Below are 19,953 nucleotides of genomic sequence, written 5' to 3' on the forward strand. Positions count from 1 at the left end.
CTGTCGCTCGGAACGGATGCCATAAAGATAGCCAATAAAGATCATTTTGAAAAGGACAATCGGATCTACGGGTGGTCGTCCATTATCTTGACAATAGTAGGGGGTGGTCTTCTCGTATATAAACGAAAAATCTATGTATTTATCTATCTTTCTAAGCAGGTGATCTTCAGGAACTAATTGATCAATACAAACTAATTCGAATTTCATCTGCTGAGGTGCTCGTTCTTTAAGCATACTCTACCTCCTAACAAAATTAGGTCCATGCAGAATTAATTCTACATGGACCCTCAAAAACCATTTTCATACTATATACTTTTTCAACAAGCTGAGGGGAGCCGGCCTGATTTGATCAGGCCGGCTCCCCTTTTAGCTTGCCAGGCAGGCTGGCTATGTTAGTAATTCAGAGCTTTTGCGGAAGCGGTAGATTGTAAAGCTATCTTTTGGTTAGTGGGGATGCCGGCGCACGAAGTCGGGAATTTCGCCGGCCGGCAGCGCCGGACTGTACAAATAACCCTGATAGCGCAGACAACCCAGTTCTTTTAACAGGTCCCGCTGTTTGTTGGTTTCCACATACTCCACAATGACATCAATGTTCAAGGAGCTGCATAATGAGACAATGGAGGTAATAATTTCCTGATAGCTTCTGTCCTCCAGCACATCGTGGCTAAGCGAGCGGTCGATCTTAAGCGTATCGACGGGAAAATATTTAATATATTGGAGCGAACTGTGACCCATGCCGAAATCATCGATAGCAATGCGGACGCCGCAGCGATGGAGGGCCTCCAGTGTGGATAGAGAGCGTTGATCATTGCTTAAGGCGAATTTTTCGGTTATTTCTATTTCCAATTCATGCGGGTCCAACTGATTCCGCTCAATGGCAATGGCGATATCTTCCAGCAGGTTTTTCTGATAGAGCTGCAACACCGAGACGTTGATGGACAGACGCAACGAAGGAAACTTTTCCTGCTTCCAGGTTCTTAGCTGGTTGCAGGCTGTGTCAATGATCCATTTTCCCAGCCGGTCAATGATACCCGCTTCTTCAGCCAGCGTAATAATGACCGGCGGCGGTATTCTGCCATAGGTCTCGTGGGTCCAGCGCAGCAGGGCTTCGACGCCGATGACCCGGCCGGTGGCGTCGACCTGGGGCTGATACTCCAGGAACAGCTCGTTGCTTCCCAATGCCTGCAGCAGATCACGGGCCAGCGAACGGGCCATGGTGCCCTGACGGTCATTTTTTTCCAGCAAATGCTGGGGAGCAGGTGTATGCCAATAATCGGCGGTTTGAATTAAGGAAATAAAAGAGTTGTGAATTTCAGTCTCTTTCTTTTTCTCGGCTTCTTTAACAAAAGGCAGGTAGATTAACAGTCCTAACAGCAGATTTGCCAGTTGCAGCAAGGCTCCCTGCCAGGATGCCGTGACCAGGTAACCGCCGAATAAGGCCGGTGTGGTCCAGGTGGCATAATAGCTGGGAGTGGGAACCAGACCGGCACTAATCACGACATAAGAGATAAAGGTTAACAGGGCGGGAACCAGGAGAAAGGGGAGGAAGTAAAGCGGATTCATTACAATCGGCAGGCCGAATAACAGGAGTTCATTGATGTTGAACAGAGCGGGAATAAAAGAAAGCTGGGCGATGCGCAGTGTGCTTTTGTGCTTGGCGATATACAGCAGGCAGACAATCAGGCATAGGGTAGCGCCGGAGCCGCCCAGAAAGACAAACTGATTGAAAAAAAAGTCGGTGAATATTTCCTGCGGCGGCAATCCGGCCGAGACTGCCGCCTGATTAGCCAACCCGGCAGGAGAGTAAACCTCGCGCATAACGGGAAACAGCAGGTCATTGCCATGGATGCCGAAAAACCATAGGATTTGCACAAGCAGGACAAACAGCAAGGCCCGGCCCAGCGGCCAGGTTATGTAAGTAAACAGATGACTGAGCTGCGTACTGAGATAAGCGTGTATGTCATATACGCTCAGCCAGTGCAACAGGACTTTGACGGCAAAGCAGCCGGCAAGCAGCAGCAGGTAGGGGATGATGGCCGAGACAGCCTGGCCGATGATTAGCGATTCCTCCTCATCGGCCAGCAGGGAGATGTTGATGGCCGGCAGCGAGCAAAGAAAAAGAAAGGCTTCGGTCATGACAAAGGCCGTAATGATGGCCAAAAGCAGACCGCTTTTGCCCAGCCAGGGGCCGCCCGGCTCAGCCTGGGCAAAAGGCTGCAGCAGCAGGATGAAGCAGGATAGGGAAACAAACGAGGCAATCAGGGGATGCACTTTTTCCTGACTGTTACGGGGATGAGTTTCCGCCAAAAAGTAGCTGATGGCTACAACAAAAAGGATGGATATGATGGAAAATGAACTGTTTATCAAGGCCTGACCACCGCGATACCAGGACTCCCCGAATAGGGAAGTCATCCATTGCTGAAAGGGCAGTCCGGGGAAAAAAGTGATCATGGTGGCAAAGGAACCGGCTACGGCAGCCGGGGAAATAACGATCAAACTGCGACGGACTGCCAGGCAATAACGGTTTTTAGCCAATTTCTCCGCCAGGGCATGAATCCATAGTAGGTACATCGGTAAGGCCTCCTAGTAAATCGACGCCGGTAAATGATTAAGTCAGGTAAATTACAACATAATTCTACGGAATATGTTAAAATCCTCTGTTTGGCCCGGCCGGCACGCTGTCCGGCATTATTTATTTGTCATAGCGGCGGCACCTGCGGCATAGACATTGTATGTACGGGCGCAGCGAGCCTCGCGCCTATTGCATAAACGCCTGGCAGAATTTCATTCAACAGGACGATTTTATGATAATGACTGGGAGGAGTAGGTGCATGTCAAGTCAAGAATGTGTGGCCATGATACTGGCAGGCGGGCAGGGGAGCCGTTTGGAAAGTTTAACGAAAAGGATGGCAAAGCCGGCGGTGCCGTTCGGCGGAAAATACCGGATTATTGATTTTGTGTTGAGCAATTGCCGGAATTCCGCCATATATACTGTGGGTGTAATGACACAGTATCAACCGCTGGCGCTGCATCGCCATATCGGCTCAGGCAGTGCCTGGGATTTGGATAGAAAACATGGCGGTGTAGCGATCCTGCCGCCCTACACTCGGGAGCGGAGTGCCGAATGGTACAAGGGAACCGCCGATGCCATTTACCAGAACATTCATTTCATCGAGGCCCACCGGCCCGCCTATGTGCTGGTGCTTTCCGGCGATCATATTTATAAAATGAACTACCGGAAAATGCTGGAGGAACATAAAAGAAAGCAGGCGGCGGTAACTATTGGTGTCATCCGGGTTCCCTGGGAGGATACGGGTCGATTTGGCATTATGCAAGTAGATGAGACCGGCCGGATTACCCAGTTCCAGGAAAAACCCCCGCAGGCGAGCAGTAATCTGGCTTCCATGGGAATCTATATTTTCACCTGGGATAAACTGCGGCGCTATTTGGAACGCGATGCATTGACCGAACGGTCAGAACATGATTTTGGCAAAAACGTCATACCTGCCATGCTGGCGGAAGGAGAAATCATGCAGTCCTATACCCATGCCGGCTATTGGAAGGATGTGGGGACGATAGACAGTCTTTGGGAGGCTAATATGGATTTGCTGGGGTCCAACCCGGAGCTTGATTTACGGGCCGGCCGCTGGCCTGTTTATTCTCCGTTCAAAATCCAGCCGCCTCATTTTATTGGCTCATCAGCAAGGGTAAGCGATTCATTAATCAATCAGGGTTGCACCATTTTAGGCGAAGTGGAGCACTGCGTAGTCTTTTCGGGAGTCTATGTTGGAGAAGGGGCGAAGGTAAAAAATTCCGTACTCATGCCTGATGCCTATATCGGTGCGCAGGCTCAAATCAACCGGGCCATTGTCGACAGTCAGGCCAGAATCGGCAGCGGTGTCCAAATAGGCAGCGAAGGCGAGCCGATTGTGATTGCCGGTAAGACGGGAAATGAGACGCGAGGACATCAACCGGAAGCTGTTCTGCCGCAGAAGCAGGTAGGGTAGCCGGCAAGCAAAAAACAGTTCAATAAAGGAGCGGATTATGGAAAATGTAATGGGGCTTATTACCTTCGGCCGGCAGCAGGCGGCACCGGTTGAAATAAGCGGAATACGACATGTCGCGGTGTTGCCGTTTGGCGGTGAGTATCGGGTGATTGATTTTGTTTTATCCAGTATGGTTAATTCCGGTATAGAGAATGTCGGAGTATTGCTGCAAGGACAGTACCGGGCGGTTATGAATCATTTGCGTTCCGGCCGGGACTGGCAGCTTGCCGGGAAGCGGGGCGGGTTGCTTTTTTTACCGCTCCGGAACGAGGGAGACAGTGATGTAACCGGGTTTTACCACAATCTGGACTGCATTGAAGCCAGCTGTCAGGATTATATACTGTTGGCGGGAGGGCATCTGGTCTGCAGCCTGGACTATCGCCGGGTAAAGCATTTTCATCAATTGCATAAGGCTGATGTAACTCTGGTGGTAGGAGATAAAGGTTTGGCGGAAAAAGCAGGGGGAGACACAGCTTTGCGGCTGGACGCAGATGGTCGTGTCCGGGGACTTGACACCCAGGGGATGGTTTCACTGGATATGTGTCTGATGAGTAAGTCCTTATTTTTAGAGTTGGTGAGCGCCGCCTGCCGGGATGGTGCTTACGATACAATACTGGACGGAGTTTTGCAACAAGCAGGCCGGCTGCGTGTATACGGCTACCGCCATAAGGGTTATGTGGCCGGCATCGGTTCGGCGCAAAGCTACTACCGCCACCATATGGAGCTTCTGACCATGGAAAAGTGGCAGCAATTTTTCTCTGAGGCAGGTATGACCTATACCTGCGATCAGGAGGAACCGCCGGCCGTTTATTTGACGGGAGCCCGGGTGCGCAATGCCATTGTCGCCAGTGGCAGCCTGATTGGCGGTGTTATTGAAAATAGCGTCATTTTTCATGGTGTGACAGTAGAGCCTGGGGCGATTATAAAAAACAGCATCGTTATGCCTGGTTGTCATATTGCAGGCTATGCCCGGCTGGAGAATGTAATTTGTGATCAAGATGTTCATATTTCCCGGGGGAATTGTCTAAAAGGAACGGCCGGGCTGGCCATGGTCGTTTCCGGCGCGGCGCTGCCGCAGTAAGCAGATTTGGTGCAAGACCTTCAGCGGCGGAGCGGCAGCGTCAGGCTGGCCTGCTTTGGCAAGACAAGGAAAGGAGAGCGGGACGTGAATTTTGATAAAGCCGGATTTAAGAACAGTTTTATTAATCAGTTGCAGTCCATGTATGGCAAGGGCTTGGAGGAAGCCGATCTATACGAACAATACATGGCCTTTGGCGCTTGTGTCCGGGAAGTGATCAGTCAAAACTGGATACGGACCAGGCAGCAATACCGTTCAAAAAATGAAAAGCAGGTTTTTTATTTTTCCATGGAATTCTTGCTGGGCAAATTATTGGATATGTATTTAATCCATCTGGGTTTGAAAGAACCCTGCCGTCAGGCATTGGCGGAGCTGGGCATTGACTTGGCGGCGCTGGCCGAAGCGGAGCCCGACGCCGGGCTGGGCAACGGCGGGCTTGGACGCCTGGCAGCCTGTCTGCTGGATTCCATGGCCGCCATGCATTTGCCCGGTCATGGCTGTGGCATTCGCTATAAATACGGTCTGTTCGAGCAAAAAATCGTCGATCACCACCAGGTGGAACTGCCTGATAACTGGCTTAAAAACGGCTATATCTGGGAGTACCGCAAAGCCGATAAAACAGTGGAGGTCCGGTTCGGCGGCAAAATTACCCAAATTATTCAGCCCGACAAATGGTTGTTTATTCACGAAGATTACGAACCGGTCCTGGCCGTCCCTTACGATATCCCCATTGTGGGTTATCAAAACCGGACGGTGAACACCCTGCGGCTCTGGAGCGCGGAACCGGCGGCCATTGATTTTGATCTGTCGTCCTTCAACCGGGGCGATTATTCACGGGCTGTGGAGTACCGCCATTCAGTCGAACGCATTTCCAAGATTCTTTATCCTGACGATACTCACTATGAGGGCCGGCTTTTACGCTTAAAGCAGCAGTATTTTTTTGTCTCGGCCGGTTTGCAAAGTATTTTGCGCTGCTTTAAGCAGAGGGCGTTGCCCTGGCGAACCCTGCCGGAAAAGGTTGGCGTGCATATCAACGATACCCATCCGGCGCTGGCTATTCCGGAATTGATGCGTTTGCTGGTGGATGAGGCGGGGCTGGAATGGGAAGAGGCCTGGAACATTACCGTCAACACCATATCCTACACCAACCATACCACTATGCCGGAGGCGTTGGAAAAATGGCCTGTAGACATGCTGGAGAAGCTGTTGCCGCGGATTTATCTGATTATCCAGGAAATTCATGAACGGCTATGCCGGACGGTATGGGATAAAACGCAAAGCTGGGATGCGGTGCGCGAGATTTCAATTATTGACGACGGGCAGGTTCATATGGCCAGACTGGCGGTTGTCGGCAGCTACAGCGTCAATGGCGTCGCCCAGATTCACAGCGAAATTTTAAAAAATCATACCTTTGCCGGTTTCAGCCGGCTGTATCCGTATAAATTTAATAACAAAACCAACGGAATTACCCATCGCCGCTGGCTGATCAAGTCCAATCCCGCATTGGCGGAACTGATTTCCCGGACGATCGACAGCAGTTGGATTAAATATCCCTGTGATTTAATCCAACTGGTAAATCATGCCCAGGATGAAAACCTGCAGCAGCAGCTTGCCGCTATTAAACGTCAGAATAAGCTGAAACTGGCCCGGTTTATCAGTGATAAATATGATATTCAGGTGGATGTGGATTCGATTTTTGATGTGCAGGTAAAACGTCTCCATGCCTATAAGCGGCAGATTCTCAATGTATTGCACATTATGCATCTATACAATAAATTACGCGAGAACCCCCAACTGGACATGGTGCCGCGAACGTTTATCTTTGCCGGCAAGGCGGCGCCCGGTTACTATATTGCCAAGCAAACCATCAAGCTCATTCATGTGCTGGCGGAAAAAATCAATCACGATGCCGCCATCCAGGGAAAGCTTAAGGTAGTGTTCCTGGAAAACTACAGTGTCTCTCTAGCCGAAATGATTATTTCGGCCGCCGATGTGAGCGAGCAGATTTCCACCGCCAGCAAGGAAGCTTCCGGCACAGGCAATATGAAGTTTATGATGAACGGCGCCATTACCATCGGCACGATGGATGGAGCCAATATTGAAATAAAGCAGGCGGTAGGGGATGCCAATATCGTCATTTTCGGCCTGACAGCCAAGCAGGTGTTTGATTACTACCATTACGGAGGCTATAGCGCCTGGGATATGTACCACAATGATCCGCGCATCAAAACCGTTATGGAGCAGTTGGTCGACGGCTTTTTCCAGGAGGAGCGGGAAGAGTTCCGGCCACTCTATAATGATTTGCTGCATAATAACGATGAGTTTTTTGTGTTAAAGGATTTTGCCGCCTATTGTGACGCGCAACGGGTGGTGGAAAATAAATTCCGCCACCGCCAGGAGTGGCAAAGAATGGCGATGATGAATATTGCCCACTCGGGAATTTTTTCCAGTGACCGGATGGGGTCGGAGTATTCGGTGGGAATTTGGAAGATTAAGCCTGTTATTATAACTGGTTAGCATTGTAATGTGGCCGGTCTGTATGACGGCCACATTTTTTGGCAACGGTGTGTTTTTGTCTGGACGGTATAAAGCGGCTGTGAAAAGGCAAAATAAACGCTAGATAGGAATCCGGATAGTTTGATGGAAGGGGGAATCGGCTGGTTCATGCGCAAAAAGGAATGTGTGGCCCTGCTGCTGGCCGGAGGACAGGGCAGCCGTCTGGGGGTATTAACGAAACGGCTGCCTAAACCGGCGCTGCCCTTTGGCGGCAAATATCGTATCATTGATTTTACTCTAAGCAATTGCCAGAACTCGGGAGTAGATGTAGTTGGAGTTTTAACACAGTATAAACCACTGGCGCTTAATAGCTACATTGGAACAGGTAGTGCATGGGGCTTGGACCGGAAGGGGGGCGGCGCGTTTATTTTGCCGCCTTTTGTCAGGAACGGAGGTGGACAATGGTATCGCGGTACGGCCGATGCCGTCTACCAGAACTTGAATTTTGTCAACTCTTTTTTGCCTGAGTATGTTTTGATTTTATCCGGTGATCATATTTACAAGATGGATTATAGCTTGCTGCTGGAATACCATCGTCAGCAAAAGGCTGATGTTACGATTGCCGCCATAAAAGTCCCCTGGACGGAGGCTTCCCGGTTCGGCATTATGAACGTGACGGAAGATAGCCGGATCGGTGAGTTTGAGGAAAAACCGCGTCAGCCGCGAAGTAACCTGGCGTCAATGGGAATCTATGTGTTTACCTGGCGGACACTGGAGAAATACTTGTTGCGGGACAGCCAGGAGGCTGCCTCATCCCATGATTTCGGCAAGGACTTGCTGCCCAGGATGTTGGCCGAAAACCGTAGGCTCTATGCCTATCCCTTTACAGGATATTGGAAAGATATCGGTACGGTGGATAGTTTCTGGCAGGCTAATATGGATCTATTAAAAGACAGTCCTGAATTTGATCTTTATGATGAGGAGTGGCCGCTTTATTCCGGGCATTCCCTGCATCCTCCCCATTACATCGCATCGGCAGCCAAGGTCGCCGCTTCGATTATCAGCGAAGGCTGCAACGTTTTTGGCACGGTGGAAAACTCAGTGATCTTCCCCGGTGTGACGGTGGCTAAATCGGCTTGTGTAAAAAATTCCATCGTCATGCCCTGGACTGACATTGGCAGTGAAGTGGATATTCAACATGCCGTTATTGGAGCAAATTGTGTTTTCAAACAGGGGTGCAGGATCGGACAAGCTGATGTGACAGCCGGTATTACCCTGACCGGCAGCCATATGTTCTTTCCCCGTGCCACCGTATTTAATCAGCAATAAAGGCCGGCGGTTTTCGCCCGGCAGCTAGGAGAATGTATATGGACATTCTGGGAATTGTCAGTCTGGACAGCAGCGAATCCTTGCTGGGAAGTGCAGGTGAGCAGCCGCCGCGGGCAGTTTTGCCCTTTGGCGGTAAATATCGTCTGATTGATTTTATTTTATCCAACATGGTGCATTCCGGTATCTCCCATGTAGGGGTGTTTATGGAGCGGCCACATCCGCTCCTGTTTGAACATCTGCGTTCGGGACGGGACTGGGATCTGGAGCGCAAGCAGGAAGGCTTGCGGGTGTTCCCCTGGTCGGTTACCCAGCCGGGGGAGCGCGGTGGCGATATCGGCGGTTTGCGCCGGCAACTGGAATGGATCAGGCGAAGCCGGCAAAACTACGTTGCTTTTAGCGGCGACAGCATCGTCTGTCCGCTTGATTATGGTGAGGTACTGCGGTTTCATCAAGAACGGGCTGCAGAAGTAACTGTGATTTATGCCGGACAACCCTGGAGCGGCGAAATGCCTGCCGGCTTTTTACGGCCGGTTTGCGACTCGGACGGCCGGATTAACGCTTGGAATGATACCGTAAGCGGAGTGTCTGACAATTCACTGGCCACAGGGGTTTTTCTGTTAGACAAGGAATTGTTTGTCACTTTGCTGGAAGGGCGTGAGATGGCGGCGGAACAGGACTTTATCCGCAACTGCCTGCTGCCGCAGATATCTCGGTATCGCTGCTATGGGTTTGGCGTTAATCATCATGTGTTTCCGGTGTATTCCCTGCCGAGCTATTATCAGGCCAATATGGCCTTGCTGGAGCCGAAGATCCGGCGGGACCTGTTTGTCCCGCTCCGGGCTGTTTATACCAGAACCGGCGATGAACCGCCGGCGAAATATACCGCTCAATCACAAGTTGCTCATTCATTGATTGCCGGAGGTTGCCGGATTGAGGGTGTGGTTGAAAATAGTGTTTTATTCAAAGGCGTGCAGGTGAGCCGTGGGGCGGTCGTTAGAAATAGTCTGGTTTTGCCGGGGACCCGGGTTGAACCGGGAGCGATTGTTGATTATGCGGTATGTGACAGCCGGACGGTTATTGCTGCCGGACAGCAGTTGTCCGGAACCTGGCAAAATCCGTTGCTGGTACCTTGCGTTACTTAAAGTAAAAGATGAGCTTACGGGGATTTTTTCCGTTCCCCCAAGGCGGAGGAAGCGCACATCGTGGATTTATGACAACGGAGAGAACGGAAAATCCCGCAAGATGATCCCTGCCTTCAGGTGACGCAAGGTATTCAGGCAGCAAAATTTCAGATAGCTTACATCGTAAAGGAGGCGCGGTACATGGATACGGAGAGAAACTTGAGCGGCCGGCCATCAATAAAGCCTATAGGTGTCAAACCGGGAACGGGTGTCTTTGGCGCGGCTCAGGCCGGAACGGCCGACAGCGAAATCACGGTGGAACAGTTCAAACAGGATTACCGGAATAAAGTGGAGCGGATGTACGGCGACGGACTGGAGCGGGTTTCCGATCTGGACAAGTACAATGCCCTGGTGTCGCTGGTTCGTGACTATCTGGCCGAGCCCTGGCTGAATACCAAGGAAAAGTACCGGCGGACAGGGTCTAAGCAGGTATATTATTTTTCCATTGAATTTTTACTGGGTCGTCTGTTAGGGTCCAATTTGTATAACTTGGGGTTGAATGAAGTCTGCCAACAGGCGCTGGGCGAACTGGGAATGGACTTACGGACGCTCCGGCAGGTTGAAGAGGACCCCGGCTTGGGCAATGGCGGTTTGGGCCGGCTGGCGGCCTGTTATCTTGATTCCATGGCTTCCCTGGGCTTGCCGGGGCATGGCATGGGAATGCGTTACCGCTATGGTTTGTTTGAGCAGCGGATTGTTGACGGATACCAACGTGAGTATGCTGATGACTGGCTGATGGACGGGTTCTACTGGGACGTGCGCAAGCCGGCAGAAGCAGTTGAGGTCAGGTTTGGCGGCAATGTCCGGATAAAGAGCAATGGCAAAACCCAGTATATTCACGAGGGCTATGAAACGGTGCTGGCCGTTCCTTATGATGTTCCGGTTGTCGGCTATCGTAACGGTACGATTAATACGCTTCGCCTCTGGAGTGCCGAAGCCAGGCTAAGTGAAGTGGTTTGCGCCCCTCAGGGTGGCAGCGACTGCCAAAAGGCGGTGGAATACAGCCAAACGGTAGAGGAACTGTCCAACATACTTTATCCCGACGATTCAACCTATGAAGGTAAGGCGTTACGGCTGAAACAGCAGTATTTTCTGGTATCTGCCGGCTTGCAGAGCATCATTCGCAATTACCGGGAAAATAACGGACATTTGCGGGAGTTTCCGCACAAAATAGCCATTCATATTAATGATACTCATCCGGTGCTATGCATCCCGGAACTGCTGCGGATTTTGCTGGATGAAGAGCAGCTTACCTGGGAGGAAGCCTGGAACATTACCGTTCAGACCATGTCTTACACCAATCACACTATTTTACCGGAGGCGCTGGAAACCTGGCCGGAAGACCTGTTTCGCACCGTGCTGCCCCGGATTTACCTGATTGTCCGGGACATTAACGAATATTACTGCCGGTCTTTGTGGGAAACTTATCCCGGTGACTGGGACAGAATCAGCCGGATGGCTATTATCTCCTATAACCGGATTCATATGGCTCATCTGGCGATTGCCGGTTGCCACAGTGTGAATGGCGTGGCCGAGCTGCATACCGATATATTGAAGAATAAGATCATGAAAGAGTTTTGTGATTTTTCTCCCGCCAAGTTTAATAACAAGACGAATGGCGTAACCCAGCGGCGTTGGGTTTCCCTATGCAATCCGGCGCTGGCGCAGCTCATCACCGATACCATTGGCCCGCGTTGGGTTGAGCACCCCCAGGAACTGGCTCAACTGGAGCGGCACGGCGCGGATACGGCTTTTCAACACCACCTGCTTAGAGTCAAGCTGCAGAATAAGGTGGCCCTGGCCAAATATGTGAAAGAAAAGCACGGGATTACCCTGGACGTCAATTCGATTTTCGATTCCCAGATCAAAAGAATTCATGCCTATAAGCGGCAAACCTTGAATGTGCTGCATATCATGGCGTTATACAATCGCCTGAAGGAAAATCCTCTGCTGGATATCGAGCCTCACACCTTTATTTTTGGCGGAAAGGCGGCTGTTAATTATCATATAGCCAAAAATACTATCAAATTGATTAATAGCCTGGCCGACCTTGTCAACAATGATAAAAGCATCCGGGATAAAATAAAAGTGGTCTTTCTGGAAAACTACAATGTGTCTCTGGCCGAATTGATTATTCCGGCCACCGATGTCAGTGAGCAGATTCCTACCGCCAGTTATGAAGCGTCCGGAACGGGAAACATGAAATTCATGATGAACGGAGCGGTGACCATCGGCACACTGGATGGCGCCAATATTGAAATAAAGCAGGCCGTAGGCGAAGATAATATTATCGTATTTGGCTTGACTGCCGAAGAGGTGCTTGCCTACTACCGTGGCGGCGGGTACAATCCCTGGGAGGTGTATCAAGGCAATGAGCGGCTCAAACAGGTGGTCGATCAGTTGATCAACGGCTTTTTCCCCGGCGCCGGCGATCTTTTCCGTGGGCATTTTGACAGTCTTCTGTACCAGGGCGATCACTTTTTCGTGTTGAAAGATTTTGCTTCCTATGAAGCGGCTCACCGGGTTCTGGACGAACGATATAAGGACCGCCCAACCTGGCTCAAGATGTGTAGCGCCAATATTGCTCATTCCGGCAGGTTTTCCAGTGACAGAACGTTTGCCGAGTATGCCACCGACATTTGGCATATCAGACCGGATACGCTGCCTTTTTCGGCTAGTGAAAAACAAACGAGAGAGGCGGCCAAGGTTAAAAAAACTGTTCGTATACCTGAAGGCTATCCTTTTCAATAACTAAATAAGGCAATACAAAAAGCTGCACAATTGTGCAGCTTTTGTGCCCTATGTAACATTATCGTAAATAGAAGGATTTTCCTGGGCTGTAGCGAAGACTTATCAGTAATATTCCATTAGTCATACTATAATTCCAAACAGAAGTCAAAGGTACATATTGCTGCGGCTGGAGGGTTAATCATGGCTAGAGAGACGAAGAAGCATTTGCGGGAGACGGAGAAATTCAAGCTGGATTTTTTGTACAAGTTACAGACTTTGCATGGCAAGGAACTGGAAGAAGCGAGTAATAATGATAAGTATACAGCGTTGGTCAGTGTGCTGCGGGACCGGATCAGTCAGAATTGGGTGGCTACCAACCGGGATTACAGTGAAAAGAGCCGTAAGCAGGTATATTATTTTTCGATGGAATTTCTCTTAGGCAAGTTACTCCCCATGTACCTGATTAATATGGGACTTCATGATGTCTGCCGCGACGCGCTGGCAGAACTGGATATTGATATAGATAAACTGACGGAAGCCGAGCCTGATGCCGGCTTGGGTAATGGCGGTTTAGGACGTCTGGCAGCCTGTTTTATGGATTCCATTGCGGCTATGAAACTGCCTGGCCATGGCAACGGAATTCGTTACCGCTATGGTCTGTTTGAACAAAAAATTGTTGACGGTCATCAGGTGGAATTGCCGGATAATTGGCTGAAGGACGGCTATGCCTGGGAATACCGTCGCGGTGACCGGGCGACGGAAGTCCGTTTTGGCGGGCATGTCCGTAGCGAGGCGACCGGCAATAAGCTGACCTTCATCCATGAGGGCTATGAGCCGGTATTAGCCGTACCTTATGATGTTCCGATCATCGGCCATGAGAATAATACGGTCAACACGTTGCGCCTTTGGAATGCGGAACCGATTGAAGGCGAGTTTGATTTGCCTACTTTTAACCGGGGCGACTATTTAAAAGCCGTGGAGTACAAGCATTCGGTGGAGCGAATATCCAAAATTCTTTACCCGGAGGATAATTTTTATGAAGGCCGCCTGTTGCGGCTCAAACAGCAATATTTCTTCGTTTCTGCCGGCATACAAAGCATCATCAGGCGCTTCAAGAAGCGGCGGGGCCCTATCCGGACTTTGCCTGACCGGGTTACCATCCATATCAACGATACTCATCCCGCTGTTGCCGTACCGGAATTAATGCGCATACTGATGGATGAGGAAGGTTTGGGCTGGGACGATGCCTGGGATATTACTACCCGAACCGTGTCCTACACGAACCATACCATCATGCCGGAAGCGCTGGAAAAATGGCCGGTGCAGATGTTTAAAACCTTACTGCCCCGCATTTATATGATTGTTGAAGAGATTAATGAAAGATACTGTCGCCGTTTATGGCAGCGCTATCCCGGTAACTGGGACAAAATCGCCCAGATGGCCATTATCGCCGATGAACAGGTCCATATGGCGCGGCTGGCCGTGGTGGGCAGCTTCAGCGTCAACGGTGTGGCGGCGCTCCATACGGATATATTGAAAAAACATTTGTTCCACCATTATTATGAAGATATGCCTCACAAATTTAATAATAAAACAAACGGGATTACTCACCGCCGCTGGCTGCTGAAAGCCAACCGGGGCCTGGCGGAGGTGTTGACTGAGACCATTGGTAAGAGCTGGGTGGAGCATCCGGAGGATTTAACCAATTTACTGAAGTACGACTCCGATGCCTCGGTACAGGAAAAACTCAAACAGGTTAAGCTGCAGAACAAGGAGCATCTGGCCAGACATATTAAAGAGAAATATGATGTGCTGATCGATCCTGCTTCCATCTTTGATGTACAGATCAAACGGATTCACGCTTATAAACGGCAGCTCCTGAATGTACTGCATGTGATGGACCTGTATAATCGCCTGCAGGACAATCCTGACCTGGATATTGTGCCGCGCACCTTTTTGTTTGGCGGCAAGGCAGCTCCCGGCTACTATCTGGCCAAGCAAATTATTAAGCTGATTAATATGCTGGCCTATAAAATTAATAACGATCTTTCAATTAAGGGCAAGCTGAAGGTTGTCTTTCTGGAAAATTACAGTGTATCCCTGGGCGAGATGGTTTTCCCGGCCTCCGACGTCAGCGAGCAGATTTCCACCGCCAGCAAGGAAGCTTCGGGAACAGGCAATATGAAGTTCATGCTGAACGGTGCGGTTACGATGGGTACGATGGATGGCGCTAATGTGGAAATTAGGAACGCTGTTGGCGATGACAATATATTTATTTTCGGTCTTAATTCCGACCAGGTTATTGACTTTTACCGCTATGGCGGTTACAAGTCTTATGATTGTTACAATAATGACAAGCGGATCAAGTTGATTCTGGATCAACTGGTCAATGGATACCTGCCTGGCGGTAAAGATGAATTCAGACCGATTTTCGATTCGTTGCTCCGTGATAACGATGAGTTTTTCGTATTGAAGGATTTTGATGATTATGCAATAGCCCAGGAGCGCCTGGACCAAAGATTCCGGGAACAAAGCGTCTGGTCTAAAATGAGTATTCATAATATCGCCCATGCCGGCATTTTTTCCAGCGACCGCAGTATTGCCGAGTATGCCATTGGTATTTGGAACGTAAAACCTGCTGAGATTCCCCGTTTGTAGAGAAAGCTGCTAATAAGATAGCCTGAACCCTGTCAAGGAGATATAGTAAGCATGAGAATTGCCGACATATCTCCTTGTTTGTTATTAAGACCATGGCGCCAGGCTGTCCGGCTAATCTGCAGGGCAGAAAGTGACAAGGAGGTTGATGATCAGATGAATATTTCCCTGTTGACGGAAGAAAATCTGTATTTATTCCATGAAGGCAGCAACTTTCGGAGTTATCAGCTGTTGGGGGCTCATCTTGTTGAAGAGGATGGTGTGAGCGGTGTGCGGTTTGCCGTATGGGCACCTAACGCCAAAGAGGTAAGAGTAGTCGGTGATTTCAATGTCTGGAACGGGATTTATCATGTTATGCAGCGGGTGCCTCAGTCGGGGGTGTGGGAACTGTTTGTTCCCGGCTTAACCAAGGGCGATCTGTATAAGTTTGAAATTCATACCTATAGTGACAGCAGTTTTCTTAAAGCTGATCCATATGCATTTTTTTCCCAACTGCGTCCCGACACAGCATCGGTTGTATATAACCTGAATGAGTATGCCTGGCAGGATGAAGCCTGGCAAAAAGCAAAACGGGAAAATCAGATTCTGGAAAAGCCGGTGGTCATTTATGAGGTTCATCTGGGCTCGTGGCGCCGGACACTGGAAAATGACTGGATGACCTATCACGATATTGCCGATCAATTGGTGGATTATGTGGTGGATATGGGCTATACCCATATTGAGCTGTTGCCGGTAGCCGAGCATCCGTTGGATGCCTCCTGGGGCTATCAGGCTACGGGGTATTATTCGGTCACCAGCCGGTATGGCCGTCCGGAAGACTTTATGTATTTAATTGATTTGTGCCATCAGAGGGGAATCGGGGTCATCTTGGACTGGGTTCCCGGCCATTTTTGCAAGGATTCTCATGGCTTGCGCCTGTTTGACGGGACTTGCCTGTATGAATCGGATAATCCACAGCGCAGCGAGAACTGGGAATGGGGAACCTGTAATTTTGATTTTGGCCGGCCTGAGGTTAACAGTTTTTTAATTTCCAACGCGCTGTTCTGGCTTGATGAATATCATATTGACGGGCTGCGGGTGGATGCGGTTGCCAATATGTTGTATTTGAACTACGGCAAAAAGGAAGGGGAATGGTCGCCGAACCAATACGGAGAAGATGGCAACCTGGACGCTATGCAACTGCTGCGCCGTGCCAATCAGGTGATTTTCGCCAATCACCCCGGAGTTTTGATGATTGCCGAAGAATCCACTTCCTGGCCGATGATTACCTGGCCGACCGATAAGGGAGGTATGGGCTTCAATTTCAAATGGAACATGGGTTGGATGAACGATATGCTGCGTTATATGACTCTTGATCCGCTAAGCCGGAAATGGCATCATAGCCTGGTGACGTTTTCCTTGATGTACGCTTTTTCCGAAAATTTTATTCTGCCTTTATCGCACGATGAAGTGGTGCATTTAAAAAAATCCCTGCTGGATAAAATGCCTGGCGACTATTGGCAGAAGTTCGCCAATCTAAGGGCATTCTACGGGTATTGGATGAGTCATCCCGGCAAAAAGCTGCTGTTTATGGGCGGCGAATTCGGCCAGTTTGTCGAGTGGCGGGACCGCTACAGCCTGGACTGGCATCTGCTGGAACATGACAAGCATCGTCAACTGCAGGACTATGTGCGGGATTTGAATCATCTGTATCAAACGGAAAAAGCGCTGTGGGAGATTGATTTTAAATGGAATGGTTTTCAGTGGATTGATTGCAATGATGCTTCGCAAAGTGTGATCAGTTTTATCCGCCGGGGCAAAGACCCGGAAGATTTCCTGATTATAGTCTGCAATTTCACGCCTGTGGTACGGGAAGACTACCGGATTGGTGTTCCGTCAGAAGGCATCTATCGGGAGATTTTTAACAGTGACCGGGAAGGTTACGGAGGTTCAGGGCAGCAGAATCCGGCAAGCTTGGAAGCACAAGCCATTGCCTGGCATAACCAGCCATATTTGCTGGCGTTGCGGATTCCTCCGTTAGCCACTATATATATAAAGCCCGATAAAGAAAAAAAGTGAGGTGATAACAGTTTAGTTCAACTTGGCACTGGTTACGTACTTGGAAGGGGCGATGGTATGAAAAAAGAATGTGTAGCCATGTTGTTAGCAGGTGGGCAAGGTAGCAGACTCGGGATTTTAACGCAAAAATTGGCTAAACCGGCCGTACCATTTGGCGGGAAATATCGCATTATTGATTTTGCATTAAGTAATTGCAATAATTCTGGTATTGATACAGTAGGCGTCTTAACACAGTATAAGCCGCTGGCGCTGAACAGCTATATCGGAATTGGCAGTGCCTGGGATTTGGACCGGAAAGACGGGGGCGTATATGTCCTGCCGCCTTATGCAAAGGAAAAGGAAGCGGAATGGTACAGAGGCACGGCGGATGCTATTTATCAGAATATTAACTTTTTGGAGATGTTCCAACCCAATTATGTATTAATTCTTTCCGGTGACCATATTTACACGATGGATTACTCGTTGATGCTTAAGCATCATAAAGAACAGGATGCCGATGCTACCATTGCGGTCATCGAGGTTCCCTGGAACGAAGCCGACCGTTTTGGTATTATGAATACCAATGAGGAAGGGCGTATTATTGAATTTGAAGAAAAGCCCAAAAACCCTAAAAGCAATTTAGCGTCGATGGGGATATATATTTTTAACTGGCCTGTCTTACGGCAGTATTTACTGGAAGATGGCAAGGATGAAGCTTCCAGTCGTGATTTCGGCAAGGATATCATTCCGAAGATGCTCAAAGGCGGCCAAAAGATGTTTGCCTACGCCTTCAACGGCTATTGGAAGGACGTAGGGACGGTGGACAGCTTCTGGGAAGCCAATATGGACCTGTTGGAGCCTGAACCGGAGTTAGACATCTATAATTCCGACTGGCGCATCTATTCGGTCAATCCGACTCATCCTTCACAGTACATCGCGCCGACTGCCAAGGTAAAACAGTCAATGGTCTGCGAAGGCTGCATGGTGTTTGGTGAAGTCGAGCACTCCATCCTCTTCCCCGGTGTTTACGTCGGATCAGGCGCGAAGATCAAAGACTCTATCGTCATGTCCCATGTGCAGATTGAAGCCAATGTAACGCTCAATAAAGCTATTATCGGTCAAAAGGCGATATTGAAGGAAGGCAGTACGGTAGAGGGAGAACTGCGCGGGACAGAACGGGATATTGTCATGGTTGGCGGCGATGAAGTGATTGCCGGCTATACGGCGGTAAACAAGAACGAACCGGTGGCGGAACCGGAAGACGACGAAGAGGAGAGTCGATAGCATGGATGCAATGGGTATTATTAATCTTAACGATCCGGATGGGTATATCCATGAATTGACACAATACCGTCCTCCTGCCGGCGTACCGTTTGGCGGACGGTACCGGCTGATTGATTTCCCCCTGTCTAATCTGGTAAATTCGGGAATTACCAATGTAGGTATTCTGATCCAGCATAAATACCGTTCCCTTATGGACCACCTGCGTTCAGGCAAGGAGTGGGATCTGGCCCGCAAACGGGACGGACTGTTCTTGTTGCCACCGGCTACTTCGGCTTATCCCGGCGAGGTGCACCGCGGTGATGTGGAAAACTTTTTGAGCAATATGGACTATTTAATTCGCAACAGGCAGAAATATGTGGTTATTTCCGGCGCCATCACGGTCTGCAATATGAATTACCGGCAGGTTATCGATTACCATGAGAAAAGGGGCGCTGATATCACTATCATTTACAGTGAAAAGGATTGTTCCGAAGAGGACGCCAGTCAGTCGCTGATGGTCGAGGTTGATCAGGACCGCCGGGTCGTTGATATGCAGGTAAAGCCCCATGTTTCTCATAACAAGAAGCTTTGTATGGAAATGTTCGTTATGGAGAAGAAATTATTGATCAGTCTGATCAGGGACTGCGTATCTCATGGCGATTATGACTTTATTAAACATTGTATTATAAAAAATATCGGTAACCTTAACATGTGCGGTTATCCTTATAATGGTTATGTGGCCCGGATTCACTCGTTGCAAAGCTATTATAAACATAACATGGATTTACTAAAACCCGAAGTCTGGCAGGAATTGTTCTTCCGGGAAGGCTTTATTTATACCAAAGTCAAGGATGAACCGCCCTCTCAGTATTTTGAAAGCGCTGAAACTTCTAATTCGCTGGTATCCGGTGGCTGCCGGATTGCCGGCAAGGTGGAAAATAGCATCCTGTTCAGAGGCGTCAAAGTGGCTGAGGGTGCCTATGTTAAAAACAGTATCATTATGCAAAAGTGTGAGATTGCTGCCGGCACTGTTTTAGAAAACGTAGTGTGCGATAAGGATGTTCAAGTGGCCGCAGGGAAGCATTTGAGAGGGGATGCCCATTATCCATTTGTTATTAAGAAAGGGATGGTGATCTAA

12 protein-coding genes are annotated in these 19,953 nt (G+C 49.4%); 10 read left to right on the plus strand and 2 right to left on the minus strand.

What is annotated here, in order from left to right; genetic code table 11:
* Nucleotides 1–234: transposase (locus tag F3H20_RS01960; RefSeq protein ID WP_149733300.1), on the minus strand; the 234-nt coding region annotated here is incomplete at its 3' end.
* Nucleotides 235–444: 210 nt separating this feature from the next.
* A complete protein-coding gene (locus F3H20_RS01965) occupies nucleotides 445–2,571 on the minus strand; it encodes an EAL domain-containing protein (RefSeq protein ID WP_149733301.1) in 2,127 nt (708 codons plus the stop codon).
* A gap of 260 nt (nucleotides 2,572–2,831) precedes the next feature.
* On the opposite strand from F3H20_RS01965, the gene F3H20_RS01970 reads away from it, so the two are divergent.
* The 10 genes from F3H20_RS01970 (at nucleotide 2,832) to glgD (F3H20_RS02015) (ending at nucleotide 19,953) form a co-directional block, all read left to right on the plus strand.
* Entirely contained in the window at nucleotides 2,832–4,007 is a 1,176-nt protein-coding gene (locus F3H20_RS01970; RefSeq protein WP_149733302.1) for a glucose-1-phosphate adenylyltransferase, read from the plus strand.
* A gap of 37 nt (nucleotides 4,008–4,044) precedes the next feature.
* Nucleotides 4,045–5,127, plus strand: coding sequence for a glucose-1-phosphate adenylyltransferase subunit GlgD (gene glgD, locus F3H20_RS01975; RefSeq protein WP_149733303.1), 1,083 nt, complete (start codon nucleotides 4,045–4,047; stop codon nucleotides 5,125–5,127).
* Between the two features lie 84 nt (nucleotides 5,128–5,211).
* A complete protein-coding gene (locus F3H20_RS01980) occupies nucleotides 5,212–7,641 on the plus strand; it encodes a glycogen/starch/alpha-glucan phosphorylase (RefSeq protein WP_149733304.1) in 2,430 nt (809 codons plus the stop codon).
* 147 nt (nucleotides 7,642–7,788) lie between these two features.
* Entirely contained in the window at nucleotides 7,789–8,949 is a 1,161-nt protein-coding gene (locus F3H20_RS01985; protein WP_149733305.1) for a glucose-1-phosphate adenylyltransferase, read from the plus strand.
* Nucleotides 8,950–8,987: 38 nt separating this feature from the next.
* Complete coding sequence (gene glgD / locus F3H20_RS01990; protein ID WP_188128167.1) at nucleotides 8,988–10,091, plus strand: glucose-1-phosphate adenylyltransferase subunit GlgD; 1,104 nt, start codon at nucleotides 8,988–8,990, stop codon at nucleotides 10,089–10,091.
* A gap of 180 nt (nucleotides 10,092–10,271) precedes the next feature.
* Complete coding sequence (locus tag F3H20_RS01995; RefSeq protein ID WP_149733307.1) at nucleotides 10,272–12,881, plus strand: glycogen/starch/alpha-glucan phosphorylase; 2,610 nt, start codon at nucleotides 10,272–10,274, stop codon at nucleotides 12,879–12,881.
* A gap of 180 nt (nucleotides 12,882–13,061) precedes the next feature.
* On the plus strand, nucleotides 13,062–15,518 hold the full coding sequence (locus F3H20_RS02000) for a glycogen/starch/alpha-glucan phosphorylase (RefSeq protein ID WP_149733308.1): 2,457 nt from the start codon (nucleotides 13,062–13,064) through the stop codon (nucleotides 15,516–15,518).
* Nucleotides 15,519–15,671: 153 nt separating this feature from the next.
* Nucleotides 15,672–17,573, plus strand: a complete 1,902-nt coding sequence (gene glgB / locus F3H20_RS02005; protein WP_149733309.1) for a 1,4-alpha-glucan branching protein GlgB — start codon at nucleotides 15,672–15,674, stop codon at nucleotides 17,571–17,573.
* A gap of 57 nt (nucleotides 17,574–17,630) precedes the next feature.
* A complete protein-coding gene (locus F3H20_RS02010) occupies nucleotides 17,631–18,836 on the plus strand; it encodes a glucose-1-phosphate adenylyltransferase (RefSeq protein ID WP_149733310.1) in 1,206 nt (401 codons plus the stop codon).
* 1 nt (nucleotide 18,837) lies between these two features.
* Nucleotides 18,838–19,953, plus strand: coding sequence for a glucose-1-phosphate adenylyltransferase subunit GlgD (gene glgD / locus F3H20_RS02015; RefSeq protein WP_149733311.1), 1,116 nt, complete (start codon nucleotides 18,838–18,840; stop codon nucleotides 19,951–19,953).

The organism is Propionispora hippei DSM 15287 (assembly GCF_900141835.1).
GTDB classification, from domain to species: Bacteria; Bacillota; Negativicutes; order Propionisporales; family Propionisporaceae; genus Propionispora; species Propionispora hippei.

Bases quoted from the DNA above. Each gene is read 5' to 3' on its own strand.
- F3H20_RS01965 (WP_149733301.1), bottom strand. From the start codon at position 2,571: ATGTACCTACTATGGATTCATGCCCTGGCGGAGAAATTGGCTAAAAAC.
- F3H20_RS01970 (WP_149733302.1), top strand. From the start codon at position 2,832: ATGTCAAGTCAAGAATGTGTGGCCATGATACTGGCAGGCGGGCAGGGG.
- glgD (WP_149733303.1), top strand. From the start codon at position 4,045: ATGGAAAATGTAATGGGGCTTATTACCTTCGGCCGGCAGCAGGCGGCA.
- F3H20_RS01985 (WP_149733305.1), top strand. From the start codon at position 7,789: ATGCGCAAAAAGGAATGTGTGGCCCTGCTGCTGGCCGGAGGACAGGGC.
- glgD (WP_188128167.1), top strand. From the start codon at position 8,988: ATGGACATTCTGGGAATTGTCAGTCTGGACAGCAGCGAATCCTTGCTG.
- F3H20_RS01995 (WP_149733307.1), top strand. From the start codon at position 10,272: ATGGATACGGAGAGAAACTTGAGCGGCCGGCCATCAATAAAGCCTATA.
- F3H20_RS02000 (WP_149733308.1), top strand. From the start codon at position 13,062: ATGGCTAGAGAGACGAAGAAGCATTTGCGGGAGACGGAGAAATTCAAG.
- glgB (WP_149733309.1), top strand. From the start codon at position 15,672: ATGAATATTTCCCTGTTGACGGAAGAAAATCTGTATTTATTCCATGAA.
- F3H20_RS02010 (WP_149733310.1), top strand. From the start codon at position 17,631: ATGAAAAAAGAATGTGTAGCCATGTTGTTAGCAGGTGGGCAAGGTAGC.
- glgD (WP_149733311.1), top strand. From the start codon at position 18,838: ATGGATGCAATGGGTATTATTAATCTTAACGATCCGGATGGGTATATC.